Origin of the sequence: Nonomuraea turkmeniaca (genome assembly GCF_005889735.1) — a bacterium.
GTDB classification, from domain to species: domain Bacteria; phylum Actinomycetota; class Actinomycetes; order Streptosporangiales; family Streptosporangiaceae; genus Nonomuraea; species Nonomuraea turkmeniaca.
In genome coordinates this window covers 1-22,535 of sequence record NZ_VCKY01000058.1, presented here as the reverse complement: position 1 = coordinate 22,535, position 22,535 = coordinate 1, and the positions used below count along the sequence as shown (strand labels likewise).

General features: G+C 69.5%; 27 protein-coding genes and 2 pseudogenes. 18 read left to right on the top strand and 11 right to left on the bottom strand.

The window, feature by feature from the left end; translation table 11 throughout:
• Positions 1-34: 34 nt before the first annotated feature.
• Positions 35-931, top strand: coding sequence for a LysR family transcriptional regulator (locus ETD86_RS18915; protein WP_138667475.1), 897 nt, complete (start codon positions 35-37; stop codon positions 929-931).
• 69 nt (positions 932-1,000) lie between these two features.
• Here the strand turns inward: ETD86_RS18915 and ETD86_RS57035 are convergent, their stop codons facing one another.
• A complete protein-coding gene (locus tag ETD86_RS57035) occupies positions 1,001-1,150 on the bottom strand; it encodes a hypothetical protein (protein ID WP_211370151.1) in 150 nt (49 codons plus the stop codon).
• A gap of 61 nt (positions 1,151-1,211) precedes the next feature.
• Here ETD86_RS57035 and ETD86_RS18905 point away from each other — a divergent pair, with 61 nt between their 5' ends.
• From ETD86_RS18905 to ETD86_RS18870, 9 genes are all read left to right on the top strand, one after another.
• Positions 1,212-1,547: an ArsR/SmtB family transcription factor gene (locus ETD86_RS18905; protein ID WP_138667495.1), complete on the top strand. Its 336-nt coding sequence runs from the start codon at positions 1,212-1,214 to the stop codon at positions 1,545-1,547.
• A 141-nt stretch (positions 1,548-1,688) separates the two neighbouring features.
• Positions 1,689-1,826, top strand: a complete 138-nt coding sequence (locus ETD86_RS55220; protein ID WP_170223148.1) for a hypothetical protein — start codon at positions 1,689-1,691, stop codon at positions 1,824-1,826.
• Positions 1,827-1,855: 29 nt separating this feature from the next.
• The gene (locus tag ETD86_RS18900; RefSeq protein ID WP_211370150.1) at positions 1,856-3,262 is read left to right on the top strand and encodes an FAD-dependent oxidoreductase; all 1,407 of its coding nucleotides are present in this window, start codon (positions 1,856-1,858) and stop codon (positions 3,260-3,262) included.
• 14 nt (positions 3,263-3,276) lie between these two features.
• Positions 3,277-3,546, top strand: coding sequence for a hypothetical protein (locus ETD86_RS18895; protein ID WP_138667474.1), 270 nt, complete (start codon positions 3,277-3,279; stop codon positions 3,544-3,546).
• Complete coding sequence (locus tag ETD86_RS18890; RefSeq protein ID WP_138667473.1) at positions 3,543-4,781, top strand: MFS transporter; 1,239 nt, start codon at positions 3,543-3,545, stop codon at positions 4,779-4,781. The genes ETD86_RS18895 and ETD86_RS18890 overlap by 4 nt, the downstream gene beginning before the upstream one ends.
• Positions 4,782-4,812: 31 nt before the next feature.
• The gene (locus tag ETD86_RS18885; protein ID WP_138667472.1) at positions 4,813-5,190 is read left to right on the top strand and encodes an ArsR/SmtB family transcription factor; all 378 of its coding nucleotides are present in this window, start codon (positions 4,813-4,815) and stop codon (positions 5,188-5,190) included.
• Positions 5,187-6,245, top strand: coding sequence for an ArsO family NAD(P)H-dependent flavin-containing monooxygenase (locus ETD86_RS18880; protein WP_138667471.1), 1,059 nt, complete (start codon positions 5,187-5,189; stop codon positions 6,243-6,245). Before ETD86_RS18885 ends, ETD86_RS18880 begins: the two co-directional genes overlap by 4 nt.
• Before the next feature lie 155 nt (positions 6,246-6,400).
• Positions 6,401-6,694, top strand: a complete 294-nt coding sequence (locus ETD86_RS55215; protein ID WP_170223147.1) for a hypothetical protein — start codon at positions 6,401-6,403, stop codon at positions 6,692-6,694.
• Positions 6,691-7,965: a M28 family metallopeptidase gene (locus tag ETD86_RS18870; protein ID WP_246147995.1), complete on the top strand. Its 1,275-nt coding sequence runs from the start codon at positions 6,691-6,693 to the stop codon at positions 7,963-7,965. Before ETD86_RS55215 ends, ETD86_RS18870 begins: the two co-directional genes overlap by 4 nt.
• A 568-nt stretch (positions 7,966-8,533) precedes the next feature.
• Here ETD86_RS18870 and ETD86_RS18865 read toward each other — a convergent pair.
• Positions 8,534-10,051, bottom strand: a complete 1,518-nt coding sequence (locus ETD86_RS18865; protein WP_138667469.1) for a peptidoglycan-binding protein — start codon at positions 10,049-10,051, stop codon at positions 8,534-8,536.
• Between the two features lie 113 nt (positions 10,052-10,164).
• Positions 10,165-10,548: pseudogene (locus ETD86_RS18860) on the bottom strand (SUMF1/EgtB/PvdO family nonheme iron enzyme); the annotation flags it as partial.
• A gap of 31 nt (positions 10,549-10,579) precedes the next feature.
• On the opposite strand from ETD86_RS18860, the gene ETD86_RS18855 reads away from it, so the two are divergent.
• Positions 10,580-11,014, top strand: a complete 435-nt coding sequence (locus ETD86_RS18855) for an ester cyclase (protein ID WP_138667468.1) — start codon at positions 10,580-10,582, stop codon at positions 11,012-11,014.
• Between the two features lie 284 nt (positions 11,015-11,298).
• Here ETD86_RS18855 and ETD86_RS18850 read toward each other — a convergent pair whose 3' ends face one another.
• Positions 11,299-12,180, bottom strand: coding sequence for a phosphorothioated DNA-binding restriction endonuclease (locus ETD86_RS18850; protein ID WP_138667467.1), 882 nt, complete (start codon positions 12,178-12,180; stop codon positions 11,299-11,301).
• Positions 12,181-12,525: 345 nt separating this feature from the next.
• Here ETD86_RS18850 and ETD86_RS60110 point away from each other — a divergent pair.
• The 3 genes and pseudogenes from ETD86_RS60110 to ETD86_RS58225 all read left to right on the top strand — a co-directional run.
• Positions 12,526-13,065: pseudogene (locus tag ETD86_RS60110) on the top strand (phospholipase D-like domain-containing protein); the annotation flags it as partial.
• Positions 13,066-13,072: 7 nt separating this feature from the next.
• Complete coding sequence (locus ETD86_RS58230) at positions 13,073-13,702, top strand: TniB family NTP-binding protein (RefSeq protein ID WP_425465644.1); 630 nt, start codon at positions 13,073-13,075, stop codon at positions 13,700-13,702.
• Positions 13,699-14,676 (top strand): TniQ family protein, encoded by a 978-nt coding sequence (locus ETD86_RS58225; protein WP_246147993.1) that lies wholly within the window; start codon positions 13,699-13,701, stop codon positions 14,674-14,676. Before ETD86_RS58230 ends, ETD86_RS58225 begins: the two co-directional genes overlap by 4 nt.
• A gap of 18 nt (positions 14,677-14,694) precedes the next feature.
• Here the strand turns inward: ETD86_RS58225 and ETD86_RS18840 are convergent, their stop codons facing one another.
• Complete coding sequence (locus ETD86_RS18840) at positions 14,695-15,570, bottom strand: recombinase family protein (RefSeq protein ID WP_246147992.1); 876 nt, start codon at positions 15,568-15,570, stop codon at positions 14,695-14,697.
• Positions 15,571-15,835: 265 nt separating this feature from the next.
• Here ETD86_RS18840 and ETD86_RS18835 point away from each other — a divergent pair, with 265 nt between their 5' ends.
• Positions 15,836-16,093, top strand: coding sequence for a hypothetical protein (locus ETD86_RS18835; RefSeq protein ID WP_138667465.1), 258 nt, complete (start codon positions 15,836-15,838; stop codon positions 16,091-16,093).
• A 109-nt stretch (positions 16,094-16,202) separates the two neighbouring features.
• On the opposite strand, the gene ETD86_RS18830 is transcribed toward ETD86_RS18835, so the two are convergent.
• The 3 genes from ETD86_RS18830 to ETD86_RS18820 form a co-directional block, all read right to left on the bottom strand.
• The gene (locus ETD86_RS18830) at positions 16,203-18,797 is read right to left on the bottom strand and encodes a helix-turn-helix transcriptional regulator (protein ID WP_138667464.1); all 2,595 of its coding nucleotides are present in this window, start codon (positions 18,795-18,797) and stop codon (positions 16,203-16,205) included.
• 29 nt (positions 18,798-18,826) lie between these two features.
• Positions 18,827-19,744 (bottom strand): SAM-dependent methyltransferase, encoded by a 918-nt coding sequence (locus tag ETD86_RS18825; protein WP_138667463.1) that lies wholly within the window; start codon positions 19,742-19,744, stop codon positions 18,827-18,829.
• Between the two features lie 63 nt (positions 19,745-19,807).
• Complete coding sequence (locus ETD86_RS18820; protein ID WP_138667462.1) at positions 19,808-20,014, bottom strand: hypothetical protein; 207 nt, start codon at positions 20,012-20,014, stop codon at positions 19,808-19,810.
• A gap of 40 nt (positions 20,015-20,054) precedes the next feature.
• Here ETD86_RS18820 and ETD86_RS60105 point away from each other — a divergent pair, with 40 nt between their 5' ends.
• Positions 20,055-20,198 carry a helix-turn-helix domain-containing protein gene (locus ETD86_RS60105; RefSeq protein ID WP_138667492.1) on the top strand — a complete coding sequence of 48 codons (144 nt, stop codon included), beginning with the start codon at positions 20,055-20,057 and terminating at the stop codon, positions 20,196-20,198.
• 103 nt (positions 20,199-20,301) lie between these two features.
• Here the strand turns inward: ETD86_RS60105 and ETD86_RS18810 are convergent, their stop codons facing one another.
• Positions 20,302-20,838 (bottom strand): RICIN domain-containing protein, encoded by a 537-nt coding sequence (locus tag ETD86_RS18810; RefSeq protein ID WP_211370149.1) that lies wholly within the window; start codon positions 20,836-20,838, stop codon positions 20,302-20,304.
• A 218-nt stretch (positions 20,839-21,056) separates the two neighbouring features.
• Between ETD86_RS18810 and ETD86_RS18805 the strand changes: the two genes are divergently transcribed.
• Both ETD86_RS18805 and ETD86_RS55210 read left to right on the top strand, forming a co-directional pair.
• Entirely contained in the window at positions 21,057-21,398 is a 342-nt protein-coding gene (locus tag ETD86_RS18805; RefSeq protein ID WP_211370148.1) for a hypothetical protein, read from the top strand.
• Between the two features lie 182 nt (positions 21,399-21,580).
• The gene (locus ETD86_RS55210) at positions 21,581-21,757 is read left to right on the top strand and encodes a hypothetical protein (RefSeq protein ID WP_170223146.1); all 177 of its coding nucleotides are present in this window, start codon (positions 21,581-21,583) and stop codon (positions 21,755-21,757) included.
• On the opposite strand, the gene ETD86_RS18800 is transcribed toward ETD86_RS55210, so the two are convergent.
• Positions 21,739-22,167 carry a recombinase family protein gene (locus ETD86_RS18800; RefSeq protein ID WP_138667460.1) on the bottom strand — a complete coding sequence of 143 codons (429 nt, stop codon included), beginning with the start codon at positions 22,165-22,167 and terminating at the stop codon, positions 21,739-21,741. The two genes, ETD86_RS55210 and ETD86_RS18800, sit on opposite strands and share 19 nt — an antisense overlap.
• Before the next feature lie 169 nt (positions 22,168-22,336).
• A partial coding sequence (locus ETD86_RS18795) for an aldo/keto reductase (protein ID WP_211370147.1) occupies positions 22,337-22,535 on the bottom strand: 199 nt, incomplete at its 5' end.

The following is a 22,535-nucleotide window of genomic DNA, read 5'->3' as shown; positions in this document are numbered from 1 at the left end:
AGACCTCTTCGATCCAGACTTATACTCCACAGGTATGAGCGGCCTGGAAGCGCGTGAGCTGCGATATTTCGTAGCGGTGGCAGAGGAGCTCAATTTCTCCCGGGCGGCCGAGCGGCTCGGCATGGCGCAGCCGCCCCTGTCGCGGGCCATCCGCCAGTTGGAGCGGCGGCTGGGCGCGGACCTGTTCACCCGGGACACCCGGCAGGTGGTGCTGACGGACTTCGGCGCGACGTTCCTGGAGGAGGCGCGGCACGCGCTGGAGGTGCTCACCGCGGTGGACCGCAGGGCGCGGCGGGCCGCGCAGGTCACGCCCACTCTGGTGGCGACGGCCAAGCCGGGGATCGCCTCGGGCATGCTCCGGCGCGTGGCGGAAACCTTCCGCGCGTTGCCCGGCGCCTGCCGGGTGGAGATCGCGGTGAGCGGCTACCGGGAGCAGGCGGACATGGTGCGGGACGGCCGCGCAGACGTCGCCCTGCTAAGCCTGCCGTACGAGCGGCGCGGCCTGGACAGCGAACCGCTCGCGAGCGAGCCGAGAGTCGCGGCGCTGCCGGCGGACCATCCGCTGACCAGGCGGTCCGAGCTTCGCCGCGCAGACCTGTACGGTGAGCCGATCCCACGGTGGGCGGGCGCGAGCGAGGCCGAGCACGCCTACTGGTGCGGAAGGGAGCCCGGCAACGACCTTCCGCCGGGACCGGTGGTCGGGGATCCGTCACAGCTCCTCGAAGTGGTGGGCCTGGGTCAGGCCGTCGCGCTCGTCCCGAGATCGGTGGCCGAGCGCAATCCGCGGTCGGACGTGACCTACCGGCCGGTCGCCGACGCCGCGCCGTACGTGATCGCGATCGCCTGGCCCGCAGGCAGGCGCTCACCCGCGATCGCCCGGTTCGTCTTCGCGGCGACAGACCTATACCTGGACCGGACGCTGGTGAGCTGACCCGGATCAGTAGCTGGGCGCGCTGTCTTGGACGGGCTCAAGGGCCGGGGAGTGAGCAGGCGAACTCGATCACACGTCAATGTGTGCGGTGGCGGAGTGCCGATCGGCCAGGCGGCGGCCCAGGCGCTGCATGGGCCGTTCAAGGAAGCGACCGAGTTCGCGCAGCGCGAGGGCGGCAGCGAGGCCGGACTGGCCCGCGCCGATGACGATCGTGTCCATGCGCCGTCATATCGTCAAATTCTGAAATGACAATACGACAATGTAGAGTCATCCTATGGAGATGGCGACCAACGGGATCCAGCTCACGGACGCGGCCCGGGGCTTCCTCAAGGCGCTGGCCAGCGACACCCGCCAGCAGATCCTCTTCCTGTTCGAGGGCGGGGTGGAGCTGACGGTCAACGAGGTGGCCGAGCGGCTTTCCCTGGCCCAGTCGGCCGCCTCCACCCATCTGGCGACGCTCCGCGACGGCGGGGTGCTCACCGCGCGGCGCGAATGGAAGACCGTCCACTACCGCGCCGATCCCGACGGCGTGCGACGCGCTCTGACGGATCTGCAGGCTGCCCTGCAGGCGTGTTGCCCTCCCGGGGACGGCCCGTTCGCCGGTGGGTGCGGATAGGCCCGGACCAGGCCATCCCTCGATCGGGCTCGCGCCGATCGAGGGTTCCAGCAACTTAGGCCAGCATCTAATTTGACAGATCTCTAATCAGTCGGCCATGCTGCGTACTACTTCGAAAAACGTCTAAACAGGAGAGGTGCGATGCGTGCTCTACTGCGCCGGTTGCGCCGTGACACCACCGTCACGTTCGACGAGATCCGCGGCGAGGTCTGCGACGCCGCCTGCAGGACCGGCGCGGTGATCGATCGTGCCCGCACCACGAGCCTGATGCTCCGTTAGCCATCTTGACGACACGAAAGAGGATCATCATGAGTGACGGATGCTGCGGCACCACCGCGCCCCTGGAGGCAGAGCAGCCCATGAGCAGGATCGAGGCCGGCGAGCTGCCGGTGGTGGTCATCGGCGCGGGCCCGGTCGGTCTGGCCGCCGCCGCGCACCTGGCCGAGCGCGGTCAGGACTTCCTGGTCCTGGAGGCCGGCGAGCAGGTGGCCGCCTCCGTCGCCCAATGGGGCCACGTCCGGGTGTTCAGCCCGTGGAGGTTCAACGTCGACGCCGCCGCCAAGCGCCTGCTGGAGGCCGCCGGCTGGAGCGAGCCGGACCCCGAGTGGCTGCCCACCGGCGCCGAGCTGATCGCCGACTATCTCGCCCCGCTGGCCAAGCTGTTCGGCGACAAGGTGCGGCTCAGCACCAAGGTGACGGCGATCAGCCGCCTCGGCTATGACCGGGTCCGGACCAACGGCCGCGAAGACGTCCCGTTCCTGATCCGTCTCGACGGCGGCGAGGAGTTGCCGGCCCGCGCGATCATCGACGCCTCCGGCACCTACTTCACGCCGAACGTCCTGGGTGCCAGCGGCCTGCCCGCGTACGGCGAGGCGGAGGCGGGCGAGCTGGTCGACCACGCCCTGCCCGACGTGCTCGGCGCCGACCGTGAAACCTACGAGGGCAGGCACACGCTGGTCGTGGGCGCCGGTCACTCGGCGGCCACCACCCTGCTCGCCCTCGCGCAGCTCGACGACACTCAGATCACCTGGGCGATCCGCGCGGGCAGCGCCAGCCGCACCTATGGCGGCGGCGCGGCCGACGCGCTGCCCGCCCGCGGCGCGCTCGGCACCCGCCTGCGCGCCCACGTCGAGTCGGGCCGCATCCAGCTGCTGACCGGCTTCTTCGCCCACTTCGTCACCCGGAGCGGCGACCAGGTGAGCGTGGTCAGCCGTGACCCGTCCGGCGCCGAGCAGTCCGTCACGGTGGACCGCATCGTGGCCGCGACGGGCTACCGACCGGACCACTCGATCGCCTCCGAGCTGCGTCTGGACCTGGACCCGATCCTCGGCTCCACCCGGCAGCTGGCCCCGCTGATCGACCCCAACCAGCACTCCTGCGGCACCGTGCCCGCGCACGGCGTCGATGAGCTGTCCCACCCCGAACCGGGCTACTACGCCGTCGGCGTCAAGAGCTACGGCCGTGCCCCGACGTTCCTGATGGCCACCGGATACGAGCAGGTCCGCTCGGTCGTCGCCGCGGTCGCGGGCGACTGGGAGGCGGCGCGTGACGTGCAGCTCGACCTGCCGGAGACCGGCGTGTGCTCCTCCAACCTCGCCGAGGCGCAGGAGCAGCGTGTCGGCCTGGCCACCGGTATCAGTGGCGGCCTGCTGGCCACCCCGCTGCCGCTGGCCACCGTCGGCGCCTCCAACGACGGCGGCGGCTGCTGCGGCTGAAAACAGGGATCGACATGTCAGACGGATACCCCACCGCCGCCCAGAAGGAGGCCTTGCGCCTCATCTGCGACCACGGCCGGTTGCGCACCGGAGAGCTGGGCCGCCATTTGATCAGCGCCCGGCGATCCAGCACCAACCCGGGCTTCGCACCGGCCATCGCCCGCATGGCCGGCACCCTGGCCTGGCGGCTGGAGGCCCAGGGCTTCATCGCCGAAACGGGAGACGAGTGGACGACGACCGCGGACGGCCGCCGCCTGATCTCGTGCTCCAGCGAGCCGGAGTGAGCTCCACCACCGAGACCGCCGCCCCCGAGACCAGGGGCGGCGGTCAGCCGCGTTCCAGCTACGGCTGGCGGATCGTCGCCGCGCTGGCCGTCACCCAGACCATCGGGTACGGCGTGCTCTACTACGCCTTCTCCGTCTTCCTCGCGCCGATGGCCCGCGACCTGCACGCCACCAACGCCCAGATCGCCGCCGCGCTCACCCTGTCGATCCTCATCGCCGCGCTGTGCGCCCCGCTGGTCGGCCGCCGGCTCGATGCCCGCGGCGGCCGTGGCCTCATGACCGCCGGATCGATTCTCGGCACGGTTGCCGTGCTGGCCTGGTCGCGGGTGGAGAGCCTGTGGCAGCTGTACGCGGTGTTCGCCGCGATGGGCATCGCCTGCGCCATGGTGCTCTATGAGTCGGCCTTCGCCGTCATCGTCAGCTGGTTCGACGGCCCGACCCGGGAAGGCGGCCGGGCCAACGCCCTGCTCGCGCTCACTGTCGTGGCCGGCTTCGCCTCCTCGATCTTCCTGCCGCTCACCGGGCTGCTGGTGCAGTGGTACGGGTGGCGCCAGGCCCTGGTCGTCCTGGCGCTGATCTACGGCCTGGCCGCGATCCCCTTGCACGCGCTCGTCCTGCGCCGCCGTACCCACGCCAAGCGGGAGCTCGCCACTGCAGAAGAGCGTGCCGGCCTCGTCAAGGCCGCCACCCGCCGGCGGCCGTTCTGGCTGCTGGTGCTCGCCTTCACCGCCAACGGCGGCGCGGCGGCGGTGATGGCGGTGCTGCTCATCACCTACCTCATCCACCTCGGGCACTCCCCCGTCCTGGCCGCCACGCTGGCCGGACTTCTGGGGGTGCTGTCGGTGACCGGACGCCTGCTCACCACCGGCCTGCAACGCCGCCTGCCCGCCGCACTCATCGCCGCCGCGATCTTCGCCCTGCAGGGCGTCTCCGTCCTGCTACTGCCGCTGGTCGGGCACAGGGTGCCGGGCGCCATCGGCTGCGTGCTGGGATTCGGGCTGGGCTTCGGCATCGCCTCCATCACCCTGCCGCACCTGCTGGTCGGCCGGTACGGCACCGCCGCCTACGCCTCGTTGTCCGGCCGTATCGCCGCCTTCTCCGTCACCGACAAGGCCCTCGCTCCGCTGGGAGCGGTCGCGCTCGCGCAAGCGGTGGGCTACGTCTGGGTGATGGGCGCGGTCGCCGCCGCCTGTGTGGTCGCCGCGTTGGCCTTGGTCGCCTACCATCGCGTATGATTTCGATAGCTTTCGAAGTAAGGGGTGCCGGATGACCGCCGTCACGATCCAGTGCTGCGCGCCGATCGCGCGCGAGCCGCTGTCGGAGACCGACGCCGCCGAGCTGGCGGTCATGCTCAAGGCCGTCGCCGATCCGGTACGGCTGCGCCTGCTGTCGATGATCGGCTCCCACGCCGGAGGCGAGGCCTGCGTATGCGACCTCACTGACGCCTTCGACCTGACGGCGCCCACGATCTCGCACCACCTCAAGGTCTTGCGTACCGCGGGCTTGATCGACGGCGAACGCCGCGGCACCTGGGTCTACTACCGGATCATCCCCGAAGCGGTGAACAAGCTGGGCGCCCTGTTCGCGCCGCTCACCGAGCCCGCGTCCAGCCGGCCCGGTGAGCTGGAGCTCACCCCTGCATGACCGATGAACTCCCCACGGTCGATGTCCTGGTCATCGGCGGTGGCCAGGCGGGCTTAGCCGCCGGCTACTACCTGCGCCGCGCCAAGGCCGACTTCGTCATCCTCGACGCCCAAGACCGACCGGGCGGAGCGTGGCGGCATGCCTGGCCCTCGCTGCGGCTGTTCTCGCCCGCCCAGTACAGCTCGCTGCCCGGCCGCATGATGCCCTCGCCTCCCGGCGGCGGCTACCCGAGTGCCGAGGACACCGTCTCCTACCTGACCGACTACGAGCAGCGCTACCAGCTCCCGATCATCCGGCCCACGACGGTGCGCGCCGTACGGCGCGGCGACGGGCATCTCGTCGTGGAGACCGACAGGGGCGTCTGGCAGGCCAAGATCGTCATCAGCGCGACGGGAACCTGGTGGCGGCCCCATATCCCGCACTATCCGGGCATCGGCGACTTCCGCGGCCGACAGCTCCACACCGCCGGCTACCGAGGCCCGGAGACCTTCCATGGTCAGCGCGTGGTCGTGGTGGGCGGCGGCAACTCCGCCGCCCAGATCCTCACCGATCTTTTCACCGTCGCGCACACCACCTGGACCACTCTGCGCCCGCCCCGCCTACTCCCTGACGAGGTAGACGGCCGCGCCTTGTTCGACCTGGCCACCCGCCGCCACAGAGCAGCCCAGACCGGTGAAACCGCACCCGGCATCGGTGACCTGGGCGACATCGTCGCCGTCCCGCCCGTCCGGGAGGCTCGCGACCGGGGAGCGCTCAAGGCCGAACCGATGTTCGCCCGCCTCACACCCACAGGGATCGCCTGGAGCGACGGCACCACGCTGGATGCCGACGCCATCATCTGGTGCACCGGCTTCCGCCCTGCCCTGGGCCATCTGGCGCCGCTGCGACTGCGCGGCCCTGACGGGCTCATCCCGACTCAAGGCACCCGAGCCGTTGGCGAGCCACGTCTGCACCTGCTCGGCTACGGCGACTGGACCGGCCCCGCCTCCGCCACCCTCATCGGCGCCGCCCGCACCGCCCGGCAACTCGCCGCCGAGATCGCCGCCCAGCTGTAGCCGCCACGCGCCCGCTGAACCCGACAGCATCCAAATAATTCGACCGCTGTCTATCTTGACGAACATCTAATCAGCATGAGATTGTGGCTTCTGATTAGACATCCATCTAAGTCTTTCGGGGTGGCGGCCTCCGCCGCCCCGTGAAGGGGATCACCATGACGAACCAGAGCAGCGGCGGCTTCATCGGCGACGTACGCGAGGCGTTCGCCCCGCCTGCGGCCGGAGGCTGCTGCGGGGCCCCCACCGCCATCGCCACCGCCGGCGCCTCCGGCGCGAGTGACGCTGATGAGGCTGCCACGAGCTGCTGCGGCAGCCCGGCCGCGGCGCAGCAAGCCGCCCAGGCCGGTTGCTGCGGCCAGGCGCCGGCGTCCGCCACCGCTTCGACCGCCGGCGCTTCGACCTCCACCGCTTCGGCCACCGGCGCCGCCTCCACCGGATGCTGCGGATGACCTCCGCGGCCCCGAACGTGGACCGGGCTGAGGCGGACCTGGCGGCCCTCGTGGAGCGGGTGTCAGTGGCGCGGATGCGGGCCACGGTGTACGAGCTGGCCGGCGATCGCTACGCCGGGCGGCGCGTGGGCACGCCTGGCGGCCACGCCGCCGCCACCTGGCTCGCCGAGCGGCTCGGCGAGTTGGGCGCCGAGGTGCGGCTGTCGGGCTTCGACGTGGCGGACGTGCGCGAGCTGTACGAGACCCCCGTCCTCGAATGGAGCGCTGACAGGCGGGCGCGGCGCCTGGAGCACCGCCGCGACTTCGTCGAGCACCTGGCCTCCGCCGAGCTGCCCCACCCGCGCTCCGCCCCGCTGGCCGGGCCCTCCGAGACCAGCCTGCGCGGCCGGTGGGTACTGGCCCAGGCCGGAGACTGGGCGCGGGTGTGTGAGCGGGCCGAGGCGCAGGGTGCGGCCGGAGTGCTGACCGCACGCGGCGCCGACGCCGACGGCTGGATGCCCAAGATGATCGCCGGCCCGCCGGCCCGCCAGGTGCCCGTCATCGCCCTGCACACCGAGGTGCACGCGCGCATGGCCGAAGCCCTGGCAGGCGGCCCGGTCCAGGTGACCGGGTCGATGCCGCTGCGGCGGATCGCCACCCGCGGCCACAACGTCTACGCCCGCTTCCCGCACACCCCCCACCCCGAGGGCGGCGATGACCGGGAGGGCGGGTCGCGGGTGTTGCTGACCGCGCACTACGACGGTGTCGGCGACGACCCCGACCGGCGGCTGCCCGCGGCCGCCGACAATGCGTCAGGCGTGGCCGCGGTCCTGGAGGCCGCCCGCGTCCTGTCGGCCGCACCGGCACCTGCGGTGCGGGAGCTTACGGTGGGCTTCCTGGACGCCGAGGAAGCAGGCGCATGGGGGTCGGCCCACCACGCCCCGGCCCTGCCGCCGGACACCCTGTTGATCAACCTCGATGGTGCCGCCCAGCTGCACCAGGCCGCTTCCGTCGAGGCGGGCGGGCCCGCCCACGCCCTGCTGGCCGTCCTGGACCAGGCCGCCCGCCGGACCGGTGTGCCGCTGCGGGCAGGCGCCATGGCCTCCGACAACCGCCGCTACGCCGCCGCCGGACTGGCCGCGATCGGCATCGGCATGGGCATGCCCGGCTACCAGACCCCAGCCGAAACCCCCGATCGCGTCCAGCCGGACACCCTTGTGGCAGCGGCCCGTCTGCTGGTGGCCACCGTGTGGCTGCTGTCCGGCCGTGCGCGGCCTGACCTGGCTCTATGAGTGTGAGTGGGCCCCACCCACGCGTCGGGTTTGGCCCCGCCTGTCCCGCGACATCGGACCTTGAGCTCTTGTCATCGAAGGCTGAGCGGTCAATGCGCCTCTCTCATCGCGGGCATGGCTCAGATCTTCAATGCTGACGGCTGGTCACAGGCGGGCGGTCCACTCGTGGCCTGTAAGAACGTCAACACCCCTGGCCGGGAAGACGCGGTGTTCTGGAAGTCATGTACGTCCGGCGGTGTACGGAACAGCGATGGTCAACGCGGTGAGCACGAACACCGCGACCGCGACGAATGCGCCGAGCACCGGAAACCACCACGACACCCACAGGGCGGGCCAGCAGCGTCAGCGCCACGGGCAGCAGCGTCACACCCCAGGAGGCGCTCCCCCAGACCACCATCTCCAGCAAGCCAGGCTCCGGCAGCCGGTAACCGAAGAAACCACAGCTCTCGCTGGGGATCAGCACCGACAAGACCGCTGCCGCAGCCGCCAGTACGGCCAGGAGACGGAACATCGGCGCCCTTCGCCCCTAAGGTGATCAAGTCCCGGGCGAGACCACTCAACAGAAGCCTCAGCTGAGTCGATCGGCGAGTTGTGCGAGGTAAAGGGAGCTCGGCGCCAAGCCTGACTTGTTGGTTCCCTCCACGTAGCCGGTCTGGTGGTTGGTGTACCAGTTCTTCCCGGTGACAGCACCCGTGGTGCCGATGGCATAGTTCTGGGCGGTCGGCGGGGTCTGCACACACACCTCCTTGCCGTTGTCGACCGTGCAGTTCCAGGCCACGCTATTCACCGAGGACCAGCCGTGCGACTCACCCTGGTCGCCGCGGTTGAACAGGCCCATGACCCAGGTCTTGTCGCTCTGGCTCGACAGTTCCTTGACGTTGTCATACAGCAGGCCCTGGCTCCACTTGTGGTGGCCGCCGGACTCGGCGTAGCCGTTCTCGTTGGTCCCGTTGAGCCATACGTTTCCCGAGCAGGTGCTTGCTCCCGAGGCGCCGAAGGCGTGCCGTGCGTGGGTGGATACGAGGTCGCGGAAGAGGACCTGCTGGGCCCGGTAATCGGCGCAGAAATTGGTGCGCTTTCCCCCGATGATCTGCGAGCACGGGTAGCTGGCCTCTACCGATTGGACCGTTACCCGGGTGCTGCGCTGCACATAGACGCCCGATATGGAGAACTGCACCAGCTTGCATGCCTTAACCCAGGCGTCCTCGGCCCGGCTGACGATGATGCAGCTCTGCGGATGATCCTCGCTGTAGGTCGACGGGTTTCCCATGTCGATGCGGAGGTTCTCGACGCCGACGTTGCGGACCAGCCCTGCCCGGTCCCAGACGTAGACGTAGGATTGCGACAGGGACCGCCGCAGATCGTTGAAGACGGGCGCATCGATGATGATGTCGTTGCCGACGATCTCCTTGACGTACCTGTTGTACATGATGGGCAACGTGCCGGGGCTCCACCGGGCATCGTCCTTGACGCCCCCGCCGTTGACCGCGTCGGTCCACTCCTGGGTGTGCGGATGGCAGATGATGATGTTGTTGCCCACCTTGAGGTTGGTCGTTGAGGCCAAGGTGAGCCGGCGCTGACCCGTCTCAATCAGGCTGGAGGTCACGCCGGTTGTGGTGCCGGGCACCCGCGTGTCCCATTCTCCGGAGGTACCGCCGACCCAGAGAACCGTGCTCGTGCTCCCACCGGCGGTGCCGGTGATGACCGTGTTGGTCGACGGGTCGGCCCACCTGCCGACGCCCCGCAGCACGACCCCGTCGCGCTTCATCTTGATCACGCCGCCGACGTTGTAATGACCGGCCTTGAGTAGCAGCGCCCCCCGGAAGCCGTTGGAGTTGAGCGGCATCGCGCCGACCTCGTCGAGCGCGGCCTGGATGTGCGCGGTGTTGTCACCGCTGACCGGGCCGATCTCCTTGACGACGGGAACAAAGGGGATTGCCGCCTGGCCGTTGCGGTAGCCGGCCCAGCTGAAATCCGGGATCATCTTGCCGCGCGAATCCGCCTTGTAGACGAGCCGGCCGTCGCCACCCGGGTAGACGAGCTGGGAATGCCACGTGGCCGCGTGCGCGGCGTCGGGCGTCAGCACACCGTTGGCCAGGGACGCGGCGGCCCCTGCGATCGCTGCGCTGCCCCCAAATCTCAGCAGGCTGCGTCGGGACAAAGCTTGGTGCACGATGACATCTCCGCAGGCTAGAGGGATTAATGAGCATGAGAGTAACGAAAGTCGGTATGTGGCATACATAGCAGCGATATGTCGAAGGCGTTGGCCACCCCGCCGCTTCGAAGACTTGACTGCTTGGGGTGCCTTTCGCTCCACCAGTCGGAGGTCCACTTCCACACGTTGCCCGCCATGTCGAACAACCCGTAGGGGTTCGATGGGAAGGAGCCGACCGGCGCGGTCCGGGACCAGCCGGACTCGCCCGTCGAACGCCAGGGAAAGTCATCTCCGTCCCAGGTGTTGGCCATGATGCGACCCTCCGGACGCGGCTCGTCGCCCCAGGTGAACGCCGCACCCTCGAGACCCCCGCGGGCGGCGTACTCCCACTGCGCCTCGGTGGGTAGCGTGGCGCCGACCCAGGTTGCGTAGGCGGCGGCGTTGCATCAAGGAGGAAAGATGCCAGAGGACCACCAGGTCAGCGATGCGCTGGCCGATGCCGTGAACGATCACGCACTGGAAAGGGTGTTGCGCCTCTACGGCCCGGGGGCGGTCTTTGTGGCTCCGGGAGGCATGGCGGAGGGGCACGAGCAGATTGCCTCCTTCTACGCGTCCTGGTTCGACGGCTTCCCGGACGTCAGTGCCACGCTCTGGAGAAAGATCACCACCGCGAGCGTGACAGTGCTCGAATGGACGCTGACTGGCACTCACCGCGGCCCCTTCCTCATACCCGGCGGTGAGATACTCGAGCCGACCGGACGTCGCGTAGCAGTGCGGGGATGCAGCACGGCGGATCTGGACGGTGGCCTCATCGTCAGCCATCACATCTACTTCGACCAGCTGCAGGTGTTCGCTTCCCTCGGCCTCCGGCTCATTCCCGAGAATGCATTCTGAGCCTCAGGCGCACCGCGCCACGGTGACCATTGTCGGTCTTTAGGAAAAGTAGGCAGCTACAGGAGGCCTTCCCGGCCGCTTGCGGTGGCGGCCAGGCCCACGCAGACAGCGGAGACGCCCTTGACGAACACGACTATAAGACTCGTCGCGAGCAATCTCGTTGCCTTGCAGCTGGAACGTCGATGCCATATGCGGTGAAGCCTGCTGACGGCCTCCCATGAAGGCCGGGCCACCGCTGTCACCATGGTCACACTCGGTCCCGGCGGGCTGGTCGGCCGATGACCTCAGCCGCGGGCGGGCATACGAAACACCTGGCAGCCGTGCCAGTCGATGTGGTCCTGTTCGACTTCGTCCAGGCCGGGCTGAGGTTTTCGGGCGGGACGACCGGCCAGGGAGAGCACCATGTCCCGGGAAGACTGCGAGCGGCCGACGAACCTGGCCGAGACGGCGATGGTGCGCTCCGCGGTCAGCCCGAGGACGCCCTTGTCGAACAGTTTGTGGTGGATCGCGCACAGGCATAGGCCGTTCGCCACGTCGTCGGGCCCGTCGAAGGCCCACCAGCGCACGTGCGCCGCGTCCAGCCCTACTGCCGTGCCGTCCAGCCAGCCGTCGTAGGAGCAGAACGCGCAGCAGTACTCGTACGCCATGAGCACCCGGTCACGGAAGCCCGGGTCACGGCGTACGACCTTCTTGATCACGGCGGCCGTCTCGACCGTCTCCAGATCCAGGCCGGCCAGCAGGCACAGGTCCGTGTGCAGGGACGGGGCGAAGTTGGCATCCAGGAGGTAGCGGGCGATCCGCCCCAGCAGGCCGGGCTCCTCCGACAGCGCGCGGGCCAGGTCAGGGTGGAGGCGCCCGGCGGCCTCGCTGTCACGCAGGCGGCCCAGCTCCGGGCCCGGGCTGCCCGGCCCGTGACGGGTGTCGACCAGCCAGAGGCCGTCGTTCGTCAGATGGTGGAACGGGTAGCCGGGGCTGGTGTCGCGGGGCGGGCCGTACTCCTTGAGCAGCTTCCTGAGCTCGGCCTCGGCGGCGCTGAACGGGATGGGACGGTTGCCGTGCCGCTGGAAACGGCCCAGGACGTACAGGAGGAGGAGCGGCTTGTGCGGTGCGCGCTCGCCGCCCCTGGTCCAGCGCCGGACCTCGGCAACCCGTTCGATCCAGTCCACGATCGGCCAGTGTAAGGCGATTCTCCGTCTGTCGCGGTGGCCGGCCACGCCCTATAGTCGCCGGGTGAGCGACCTTCAGCCGGGCGTCTACCAGCATCTGATCACCCGTGAGCTGGACGGCCTGCTGCGTACGGTGTCCGATGGGGTCTGATCGACCGGCGTTCCCTGGACATCGCCGACTCCCACGAGACCCTCGCTCGGCACCTGGCCGCGCTTACCCGCAGGGCGCTGCGCTCTGTGCGGGGTGAGAACGACGCGGTACGGCTGGCACGCCAGGTGCAGATCGTCAACCGGGTCACCGACCTCATCGGTGACCTGGTCCCGGAGGCCGCCGCGCCGGAGGAGATGGTGGAGGCCGCGGAGGAGCTGCTGGGCATCGCCAGGAGCCGTGACACGGCCAGTCAGGCACGGTTCCCCGCACGGCCCGTCGTTCCCCTCACCGGGAGCGCGTTGCTGGTCAACGGCCGCGGGCAGCCGGAGATAGGCCACGAGCTCAAGCGCGAGCTGGCCTCCGCCCACCACGTCGATCTGCTGTGCGCGTTCGTGAAATGGAACGGCGTACGCGTCCTGGCGGAGGCGATCGAGGGGTTCCTGGCTCGCGGCGGCCGGCTGCGCGTGGTCACCACCACCTACATCGGCGCCACGGACCGCCTCGCGCTCGATCGTCTGGCGACCATGGGCGCCGAGATCCGCGTCTCGTACGACACCCGGATGACCAGGCTGCACGCGAAGGCGTGGCTGTTCCACCGGAACAACGGCCTGTCCACTGCCTACGTGGGCTCCTCCAACCTGTCGCGCACCGCCCTCAGCCATGGGCTGGAGTGGAATGTTCGCCTCGCCCAGGCCGAACAGCCGCACCTGATCGACACGTTCTCCGCCACGTTCGACGACTATTGGAGCGATCCGTCCTTCGAGACCTACGACCCGGCGCAGGACGCCGAGCGGCTCGACCGCGCCCTGTCCGCCGAGCGAACCGGCAGCCGGGCGGTCGTGCTCGACTTCGCCCACGTGGACGTCCGCCCGTACTCCTACCAGCGCGAAATCCTCGACGAACTCGCTGGTGATCGACGAACTGCACAACGTGCTGGCCGGGCGCGGGGAGGCGCGCCGCGAGTTCCTCAACCTGCTGCGTTTCCTGGGCAACGATCTGAAGATCCCGCTGGTCGGAGTCGGCACCCGGGACGCCTACCTGGCGATCCGCTCCGACGACCAGCTGGAGAACCGGTTCGCCCCCTTCGTCCTGCCGCGCTGGCAGCCCGACCAAGAGGCGAACACGCTGCTGGCCAGCTTCGCCGCCGCCTTCCCGCTTCGCCGCCCCTCCCACCTGGCCACCCCGGAGATGACCGAGTACCTGCTGACCCGCAGCGAGGGCACCATCGGGGAGCTGGCCGCGCTGCTCACCGAGGCCGCCGTCGCGGCGATCGAGCCCGGCGAGGAGGCCATCAACCAGCGCACCCTGCTCCTGGCCTCCTACGCCGGCCCGACCGAGCGGCGCCGCAAGTTCGAACGCGAGCTGGTATGACACACACGGACCTGCCGGACGGTCTGCGCCGCTGGCCCGTCCACCCCGAGCCCGGCCCCGGCGAGGCACTCACCTCCTGGCTCGGCCGTCTCGCCGGGCTGTACCGCCTGTCGGTCGAGCAGCTGCTGACCCACAACCTTGGCGCGGCGTCGGCACAGTTCGACCGCGGCGCAGACCTGGACTACCAGACGCCCACGATCATCGTGCACGCGCTCGCCGCACGGACCGGCGTCACGGTGAACCGGCTGCGCCCGATGACGATCACCGGGTGCGTGCCGTGGCTGGCCGCCACCCTGAATCCCGTCGACGGCCAGAAGGCCTTCTCTGCCTATGTCCGGCAGGACTCGGTGCTGTTGCCACCGGGCCAGGCCGGATATCACGTCGTCAACCGCTGGGTGCCCTGGCTGCCGGCGCGGAGCCGGCCATGGCGAACGGCACGACGGGTCTGCCCCACCTGCTCGATCGACCCCAGCCGCGGCGTCGTCCTGCTCGCCGCGCTCCCCCTCATGCTCAGCTGCGCGGAACACGGATGCCGCCTGGAAAGCATCCACGAGGTTCGCCGAGCCCACCGCTACGGTGAGTCGATGACCCCTCGCCCGGTCCCGGACGCCGTCGCCGCGCTGGACCGGCTCACCTTCGAGGGGATCGCCACCGCGGCCGTCACACTGCCCTCGCGCACGGTGCACGTCGGGGTTTGGCTGCGGCTGTTGCGGACGCTTCTGGACGAGGTCAGCATGGTCGACTCCCGGGCCGGCCCCGGCTTGGCCGCCCTCCTGCACCAGATCTGGGACGCCGCGAACTTGCCGTTCCGGGCAGGCCTGTCCTTCTGGCGGCCGTACGAGCGGCTGAGCCCGCCCCGTCAGGAAGCGATGCTGCAGGCGGCGGCCACCGCGGTGCAACTGGCCGCGAACGGGAGGATCATTCCCGGCGGCACGCTCGGCTCAGCGCTGCAGCCCGCTCCACAACGGTGGTAAGGCAGCGGGTGAGGCCGTTCAGCTCGTGGCAGGCGCCGCTGCCGCGCCCGCGTCGTGTTCGCGCAGCATCCGCAGCACGGTGGCCGGGGACGGGTGCCTGCCCTTCTTCTTGCCTTTGGTGATGACGAGGCGGGCGGCGATGTCGCGCAGGCTGAGGTTCTGCTCGCGCAGGTGCAAGGCCATGGAGAGCATGGCGTGGTCGGTGACGGCGGCGCCGCCGATGGTCTTGCCTCGCCTGCGGGCGGATTCGTGGCCTTCCAGGGTGCGGTCGCGGATGTACTCGCGTTCCATCCCCGACAGGGCGGCCAGCACGGTGAACACCACGCCGGACGGGTCGTGGGAGCCCTGCAGCTCGCCGGTGAGGAACTCCAGGCCGATGCCGGCGGCGCGCAGCTGCTCGGCCAGGGCGGCCAGGTCGAGACCGCGGCCGAGCCGCTTGTGCTCGTGCACCACGAAGGTGACCGCGACACCCGCGGAGCGGAGCTCGCGGGCGAGAGTGACGGCCTTGTCGAGCTCGGGCCGGGTGGTGGCGCGGGTAGAGATCTTCTCGGAGAAGACGCGGGTGACGCCGGCGGCCTGGAGCGCGTCGAGCTGAGTGTCCAGGGACTGGCGGACAGTGGAGGCGCGGGCGTAGCCGATGCGCACGTGCCCGGCCGGTTCGGTACCGGCCGCGGCCGGGCGGGGCAGCTCGATCCAGAGCGTGCCCGGCTTGCGGACCGGTGGGGTCGCCACGGTGAGCGCCTTGGCGAGCGCGGGCTCGAGCCGGAAGCGGGCGGTGTGATACTGGACGGCCACCTTGCCCTTGCCGGTCCGGCAGGGTGAGCCGGCCGGGGCAGCGCAGGAGGTCATCGGGCAGGCGCGGGCCTCCACGCGGAGGTAGTCGTCGTCGCTCACCCCGGAAGTGTTTCATAGGAGTGTTTCGTGCTGCTATCCGTTACACCGACCTATGAAACAGTGTTCGCCCTGGACGGGTCTGGCTGCAGGCGGTGTTTCATAGGTGGTCACCTGTGAAACACCGAACATCCGCACCTTGTCTGTCCCCAATCCTGGCAGTCTGCCCTGGAATCCGATGCCGAAGCCGCCGCGCACACCGACAACCTCGTTCCAGTGGCACGAGTCAGCACGAGCGAGCCGCAGCGGGATCGGTCTTCACATCGAAATGTTGCGCAGGTATGCGAAGGCCTTTCGCGGCGAGCCGCAGGGCACCCGGTACGACGGCCTGCTGACGGATGCCGGGGTGCAGCGCATAGCCGCGGTCGACCTCGACGCCGTCGCAGACGATCTGGAGACGTGTGCCGTGCACGACTGGGTCGCCGTCATCGACCTCAGCGGGGAACGCCAGCATCTGGCGGGACCGCTTCCTCCCTTCTCCGGCACTGGCCCGGAGGTAGACCAATCTGGGACCGAGGAACGCTGAACCCCGTGCCATATGGGCTGAGGGCTCAGCAAGGTCGACGTGCTGGTGAAGGCCGTCGATGCTGGCGCTGTAAGCGGTAGAAAGCTGACTTCATGCGAGCATGGGATCGTCAATGATGGCCGATCATGCCCTGGAGTTCGGCCCTCCTGGTGATGCCGAGCTTGGTGTAGACGGCGCTCAGGTGATTGTCGACTGTTCTGACCGACACGACCAGGCGGTCGGCGATCTGCTTGCTCGACAGTCCTGCGGCGGCCAGGGTGGCGATCTCCAGCTCGCGTGTGGTCAGGTCAGGCGCCCGTAGCCGGGCCAGCGCTGGGGTGCGGGCGCCCGGGCAACGGGTAGCGAGGTTCCATGCCCTGGCGGCCGCCGCTCTGGCGGACGGCTTGTGGCCAGTGGCATCGAAGGCTTGGGCGGCGTGTGCGTACGCCTCGGCGGCGTGCAGCAGCAGGCCGAGCCGTTCGAAGCTCTGGCCCGTCGACAACAGCGCGCGACCGTCGCCGTCGGCCGCGGCCCGGGCGTGGCCAGCGCATACCTGGGCCAGCGGTCCCTGGAACCATGACGCGATCTCGGCCAGCCGGTCGGCGATGCGGGAGGCGGCGCCCAGCCGTACCGCATCGTGAAGCACGACCAGCTCGGCCGCATGCGCGCCCAGCTCGCCGAGCCGGACCGCAGCGGCCACGGCCTCGTTAATCGCCTGGCTGATCCGTCCAGAGGCAGCGGTCACCCAGTGTCGCGCCATGTCGGGGACGAAGGTGAAGATCCGCGAGCTGGCCGTGAGGGAGGACTCCAGCCGGGCGAACGCGTCAGCGGCGAGCGCAGCGTCTCCGGTCTGTGCGGCGGCGATCGCCAACTCCGCCGGGGAGACCGTGCCGTGACCGCTGACGTCGCTGGACCCGATTGCTTCTCGCGTTGCTTGTACGGCGGGCTGCAGTTGCCCACGCAGGCGGAGCGCGACGCCTCTGATCATCCGGTCGTGGTAGACGCCACGCTCCCAGGTGCCCGTTTCCGCGGTGGCGGCGTACGACTCCTCGATGGCGGCGTCCATGGCGTCAAGCTCGCCAGCGAAGCGGTAGGCGTCGATCACCCCGGCGTTGAACGATCCGACGATCGGCGGCACCGCCTCCTGCCACTCGGACCTGCGGACGAGTGCCTCGGCCGCGGTGGCCAGCGCGTCGTGGCAACGGCCGGTATAGACCTGCGCCCAGCTCTTGACGAGCATCGCCTGGGCCCACAGCGGTGAGGAGGCCGGCTCGGTCAGCACCGGCTCGATCAGCCGCTCGGCGCGCCCGAACTCGCCTCCTGCTGTCGCCATGACGGCGCGCAGCACCAGGATCTCCTGTTTGTTCTCCGCGGTGGTCAGTGTCGGCTCGACCGTGGCCAGCAGGTCGTCCGCCTCATCTTGGCGGCCAAGCCCGCCCCAGGCCAGGGTGTGCGCGCGGGTGAGGGTGAGCAGTGTACGGGTACGCTCGTCGCACTCCTGCTCCCACACTGAGGCCATGACGCGTTCGGCCTCGGATGCCCGTTCGGCGTAGTTGAGCACGTTTGCCAGGATGAGCGCGGCCTCGATCCCGCCTCCCGACTCGTGCGCGGCCCATCCGAAGCGCTGGGCCAGCGGGTAGTCGTGCGCTGCCCACGCCAGTTTGCAGGCGGCCAGCATGATTCGCGGATCGTGGGCGGTGCCGCTTTCGAGCCGCCACAGTGCCAGCCTGAGCCGGTCTTCCCTGCGTCGCGCGCCGGTCGCCTCCAGGGACTCGGCCAGTTCACGGTGGCGGCGCCGGGCCCGGCTGGTCGGGCATCGGGCTCGGGTGGCCTCGCCGTACAGGGGGTGGCTGAATCGCACTGTCGTGCGGCGGGCGTCGCTGTTCACCTGGAGGAGTTGACGCTCCTCCAGCGTCTCGACGGTTTCCGCGGAGGTGAGCGCTACAAGCTCGGCTAGCCCGAGCGGCTCGCCTAAGGCGAGAAGTTCCAGGGCCTTGGTTTCGGCAGGGCTCAGCGTGCCGAGACGCGCGGAGATGAGCTCGGCGAGCCGCTCGGTCATGCGCGGGCCACCGTCCCACCGCCAATGGCCGTGCGATCGCGTGAGAGTCCCGGACGCAAGGGCGTCGGTGATGATCTCTTTGAGGTAGAGAAGGTTGCCGTTGCTGAGCTCGTACAGCCGACCGACCGTCGCGGGGTGGAGCGCGTCTCCCAGGACGGCCCGCAGCGTCGTTTCCGTATCGGAGCGGCCGAAGGGCTGTAAGACGATCCGCTCGGCGAGTTCCTCCTTCCACAGTGCGGTCACCGCGTCGGGACAGGGCTCGCCCGAGCGTACGGTGACCAGCGCCTGCGCCCCAGGGATGAGCTGATGCAGCAGCGCCGCCGAGGCGGGGTCGAGCAGGTGCCCGTCGTCGACTACCAGCAGGACGGCACGGCCGGCGGCGCGCACGAGCAGCTGCTCGGCGGCCCAGCCCAGCAGGTTGGACCCGGGCGAGTCCGCCGGGAGCAGCGGCGCCAGGGCGCCCAGCGGCAGCTGCCGGGCCGCCTGCGTGGCGTGCACGCGCATGACGGCTCGGCTCTGGTCGAAGGCCGCCGCGACTTCCGCCGCCAGCCGGCTCTTCCCGATGCCTGCGGCGCCGGTGACCACCACGCTTCCGTGGCCCGCCAGTGTTGCGCCTATGTGGTCCAGCTCGGAAGTACGACCGGTGAACGGCCACGACGGCGGCATAGCCGGATTGTAGGCAGATCCGGGGAAGCTCACCTACGGCGAGCGCCGACGACGGCTGGGGCACCGGGCGGCACGGGCAGCCGGAGCACCTCGGCGTATCCGGTCGCGACCAGCCGCTCGACCATTTCGTCCACCGGTGCGGCGGTGCCTCCGTCGCGGCCGGCCCGCCACGCGGTCACCGCATCGGACAGCCTGTCGCCGTGATAGGACACACCCGCCAGGACCAGCCAGCCGCCTGGCCGCAACGCCTCCAGCAACCGCGGCAAGGACGCGTACACGGCGGCCTGCGGGATGAACATCGTCGGCAGCCAGACCATGTCGTAACGATCGCGGTCCGCCAGGGTAGCCACGTCCTGGAGCCGCAGCTCGACCCGTTCGGCGACGCCGTGGTCCGCGACCATCCGTTTGGCCAGGTCCAGCGCGCGGGGCAGCACGTCGATGCCGGTTCCGTGGAGCTCCGGCAGGTCGGCGCACAGCGCCGCGAGCATGCCGCCGGTGCCGACCCCCACATCCAGCACCTCGGCTCCCGGCTCGGCCAGCCGCTCACCCAGCCCATCCAGCAGCCTCAGCGTCTGGCGCATGCCCAGCCGGATCCCAGCCACCGAAGCACGGCCCTGCTCCAGCAGGGTGTCGTCGTCATGGTGGTGCCAGCCGGTGACGCCGGTCGCAGCTGTGACGGTCTGCCGGAGGTGGCCGACCAGGTTGAGGAACCTGGCCTGCTCGGCATCGGCGAGTAGCTCGGCGAGCCCGGGGGCCAGGACGTATCCGCCGTCCTTGATCGTGGCCAGCCCCCATGCGGCCAGCACGCGGCCCCGATCAGCTCCCAACGTGGCCGAGGGGTCCACGGCGGCCACCGCCGCCAGCGACCACGCGGCATTGACCAGGTAGTGGATGCGGGCAACCGCGGCGGAGGCGGTCGTGACGGTGGCTTGTGTCAAGTGGTCCATAACGGCGAGCGTGTCAGCCGATCCGGCCCCACGCCTGAGTAAAGCGTTACTCAGGGGCAGCGCTCAAAGCAGTCCAGTGATCTTGAGGGCGATGAAGCCGAACCATGCCACGAAGCCGAGGATCATCACGACGATGATGGCGCCCAAAATGGGGGACGGCGGCTCGTATCGGCCGGGTGTGGAGTGCAGCAGTCCTGGCGGAGGCTGGTTCGTGTCCACCCACCCGAGGCAGTAGCTTCCATCGCTTTGCGGCACATAATCCGATCTCATTGTTCCTCCTTGGAGTGTGGCGTGATGTGATGTCCGATCACTGAGGTCTCGCTCGGGCCTGACCAGCCGCGAGATCGCCGACCGCCTCTACCTATCGATCCGCACCGTCGACAACCATCTACGCAGCGCCTACATCAAGCTCGGCGCAACCGGCCGAACCGAACTGCCTGACCACCTCGACTGACGATCATGGGTAGGGCGTTAGCAGGAGGCACACGCCGGAAACGCCGGCCTACTGATTAGGAACCGGCACCGCCCTGGCAGGGGCCGGTGCCGGTCACCCCCTTTCAGGCGGCGATCAGAACCCACTGCTGCTCGCCGCCCCCGTGGCAGCCCCACTGGTTGAGGCTGGTCCAGGCCCGGTGGACGCGGACGTCCAGGCAGCGAAGGCTGGCCTCGTTGCGGAACTCCCACCAGCCGCCACCGTCCCAGCGCAGCCGCCAGGTCTGGTTGGCGCCGGAATGGCAGGTCCAGGTGAGCGCGGTGGCGGCGTCGTGGTTGGCCCAGCCGCCGATCTCCAGGCAGAGGTTTGTCCATTGCCGTCTGATCCGATAGAGGTCGGTGGTCCCGGAGACGCGGTTGGCGGTCCAGGTCTTGGTGGTCGGCATCCAGCTGCTGCCGCAGAACTCCAGGAGCACCACGCTGCCGTTGGCCTCGCCACTGCCGGAAGCAGGATGGGCAGGCGCCTTCACGCACAGGCTGGTCGCGGCCTTGGGGCGGATGGTGAAGCTGTCCGGGATCGCCGGAGCCGCGGAGGCGGATGGCGCGGTGGCGGTGAGCATGGCAAGCGTGGCCAGGATCGGCAGCAATAAGCGGAAAAACACAGATTCTCCCGAGGTCGTGGTCGGTCTCGTCCCGCACAGCATCGGCCGGGAGCCTCCGGCGCGGATGAGTAAGACGTTGCTCATTCCCGTCGGCGCCGTTACTCAGCTTGTTCTAACCGGAAAACACTGACCTCAGCTGGGCGGGTCCCGACAAGCGAAAGGAATAAGTAATGAGCTACTCATGCGGCTTCCCCTGATCCGGTTTCTTAATGGTGACCATGCGAAACAGCCCATTAAAGACAGCCATCGCGGCCCTGACCACGGCCGCAGCTCTCACCCTCGCCCCAGCCCAGGTTTCGGCCACCACGATCGGCGGCAAGCCGTGCTCCGCCGGCCAGTGGACCTTTGTCCTCAGCACTGTTAACCCGTTCTGGCCGGTCGCGCCTCGGGTCTATGCCGAGGGCACCTCCTCCTTCAAGCTCCGGTACTTCTCCGGTGGCCCGCCCTTCTACTATGAATCTGGGCTGCTCAACGCCACCTGGAGCGATGTCCTGATCCCGCCCACTCCCTACGCCAGCGTCGAGATCCTCTGCACTACCGGCGGATCGTTCTGGACCTGATTCAGTCGGCGCTCCCTCGCGTCACCGCTGAGGCCGGCCCTGCCACCCGTCGCCATACTCGCTAACGCCCATCTCAACGCCGAGATCATTCTCAGCGCTAAATGGCTGTGCCGCTGTTCCTTAACCCCGATCTCCAGTGACCTGGATAGAGCCGCTCGTTTGGCTCATGACGCGCATGGGCGATGATCGCTGTTGCGGCCATCGTGCAGTGGCAGATCGGCGTCTCTTGGGGCGAGATCATCATTAGGCCAGTGGTGTTCGCCATGATGCTGTGGTTGCTGCGGCCGCCCGACCCCGCCGACGACGCCAGGCCTGTCAAGGACGGCAGCGGCGTGGACCATCAGCCGGGCGCTGCTTGAGCCCCGATCCGGTGCAGCACCATGGCCGCGACCAGGAACAGCATCTTGTCGGCAACGCTCCGCCCGGCGGGGCGGTGGATGCCGGCGCAGATGCCGGTCAGGATGTGCAGGTTGATGCCGCGTGGGGCGAGCTCGTCTTCCAGGAAGACCAGCAGCTCCTTCACGCTGCGGGCCACCCGGTCGGGCTTGGTGATGACCAGCGTGTCGCCCGCCTTCATGCTGGCCAAGGTCTTGGTGAGCTTGGGCCGTTCGGCGCGGCGGGTGGAGATGGTCTCCTCGACGATCTCGCGGCAGTCGGCGCCGCCCAGCAACTCCAGCTGCGCCCCGTGGTCCTGGGCCCGGGTGGAGATCCGGGCGTAGCCGACGCGGATCGCGTTCGCCAGCCCCCGGCGCTCCGCCGTCTCGGTCATGATGCTCCGTTCAAGATCCGTTGTGTCAGGACGCCTCGTGCACGGGAGTTCGGACATCCGTGCAGACGACTTCGGACATCGACAGGGACTCTCGCCACGGACACCGACTTGATGATGACGGTCCACCGGCCTTCGAGCCCGTGTTCAGCTAGTCCGGCCCGGAACAGATTCAGCGGCTGATGTCGTCCAGCTCGGTCAAGTCCTCATGAGAGAGGGAGAGTCCCGCGCCGGCGATGTTCTCGCGCAGGTGTGCCGTCGATGACGTGCCGGGGATGAGCAGGATGTTCGGTGAGCGCCGCAGCAGCCAGGCCAGTGCGACGGACATCGGTGTCGCCTCCAATCGAGCGGCGACCGCCGAGAGCGCCGAG

Coding starts and splice junctions, on each gene's coding strand:
- ETD86_RS18905 (WP_138667495.1), top strand. CDS start 1,212: ATGGCGACCAACGGGATCCAGCTCACGGACGCGGCCCGGGGCTTCCTC.
- ETD86_RS18870 (WP_246147995.1), top strand. CDS start 6,691: ATGACCTCCGCGGCCCCGAACGTGGACCGGGCTGAGGCGGACCTGGCG.
- ETD86_RS57035 (WP_211370151.1), bottom strand. CDS start 1,150: ATGGACACGATCGTCATCGGCGCGGGCCAGTCCGGCCTCGCTGCCGCC.
- ETD86_RS55210 (WP_170223146.1), top strand. CDS start 21,581: ATGATCGCTGTTGCGGCCATCGTGCAGTGGCAGATCGGCGTCTCTTGG.
- ETD86_RS18835 (WP_138667465.1), top strand. CDS start 15,836: ATGTTGCGCAGGTATGCGAAGGCCTTTCGCGGCGAGCCGCAGGGCACC.
- ETD86_RS18800 (WP_138667460.1), bottom strand. CDS start 22,167: ATGACCGAGACGGCGGAGCGCCGGGGGCTGGCGAACGCGATCCGCGTC.
- ETD86_RS18880 (WP_138667471.1), top strand. CDS start 5,187: ATGACCGATGAACTCCCCACGGTCGATGTCCTGGTCATCGGCGGTGGC.
- ETD86_RS18805 (WP_211370148.1), top strand. CDS start 21,057: ATGCGAAACAGCCCATTAAAGACAGCCATCGCGGCCCTGACCACGGCC.
- ETD86_RS55215 (WP_170223147.1), top strand. CDS start 6,401: ATGACGAACCAGAGCAGCGGCGGCTTCATCGGCGACGTACGCGAGGCG.
- ETD86_RS18825 (WP_138667463.1), bottom strand. CDS start 19,744: ATGGACCACTTGACACAAGCCACCGTCACGACCGCCTCCGCCGCGGTT.
- ETD86_RS18895 (WP_138667474.1), top strand. CDS start 3,277: ATGTCAGACGGATACCCCACCGCCGCCCAGAAGGAGGCCTTGCGCCTC.
- ETD86_RS55220 (WP_170223148.1), top strand. CDS start 1,689: ATGCGTGCTCTACTGCGCCGGTTGCGCCGTGACACCACCGTCACGTTC.
- ETD86_RS18900 (WP_211370150.1), top strand. CDS start 1,856: ATGAGTGACGGATGCTGCGGCACCACCGCGCCCCTGGAGGCAGAGCAG.
- ETD86_RS18885 (WP_138667472.1), top strand. CDS start 4,813: ATGACCGCCGTCACGATCCAGTGCTGCGCGCCGATCGCGCGCGAGCCG.
- ETD86_RS18830 (WP_138667464.1), bottom strand. CDS start 18,797: ATGCCGCCGTCGTGGCCGTTCACCGGTCGTACTTCCGAGCTGGACCAC.
- ETD86_RS58225 (WP_246147993.1), top strand. CDS start 13,699: ATGACACACACGGACCTGCCGGACGGTCTGCGCCGCTGGCCCGTCCAC.
- ETD86_RS18855 (WP_138667468.1), top strand. CDS start 10,580: ATGCCAGAGGACCACCAGGTCAGCGATGCGCTGGCCGATGCCGTGAAC.
- ETD86_RS18820 (WP_138667462.1), bottom strand. CDS start 20,014: ATGAGATCGGATTATGTGCCGCAAAGCGATGGAAGCTACTGCCTCGGG.
- ETD86_RS18915 (WP_138667475.1), top strand. CDS start 35: ATGAGCGGCCTGGAAGCGCGTGAGCTGCGATATTTCGTAGCGGTGGCA.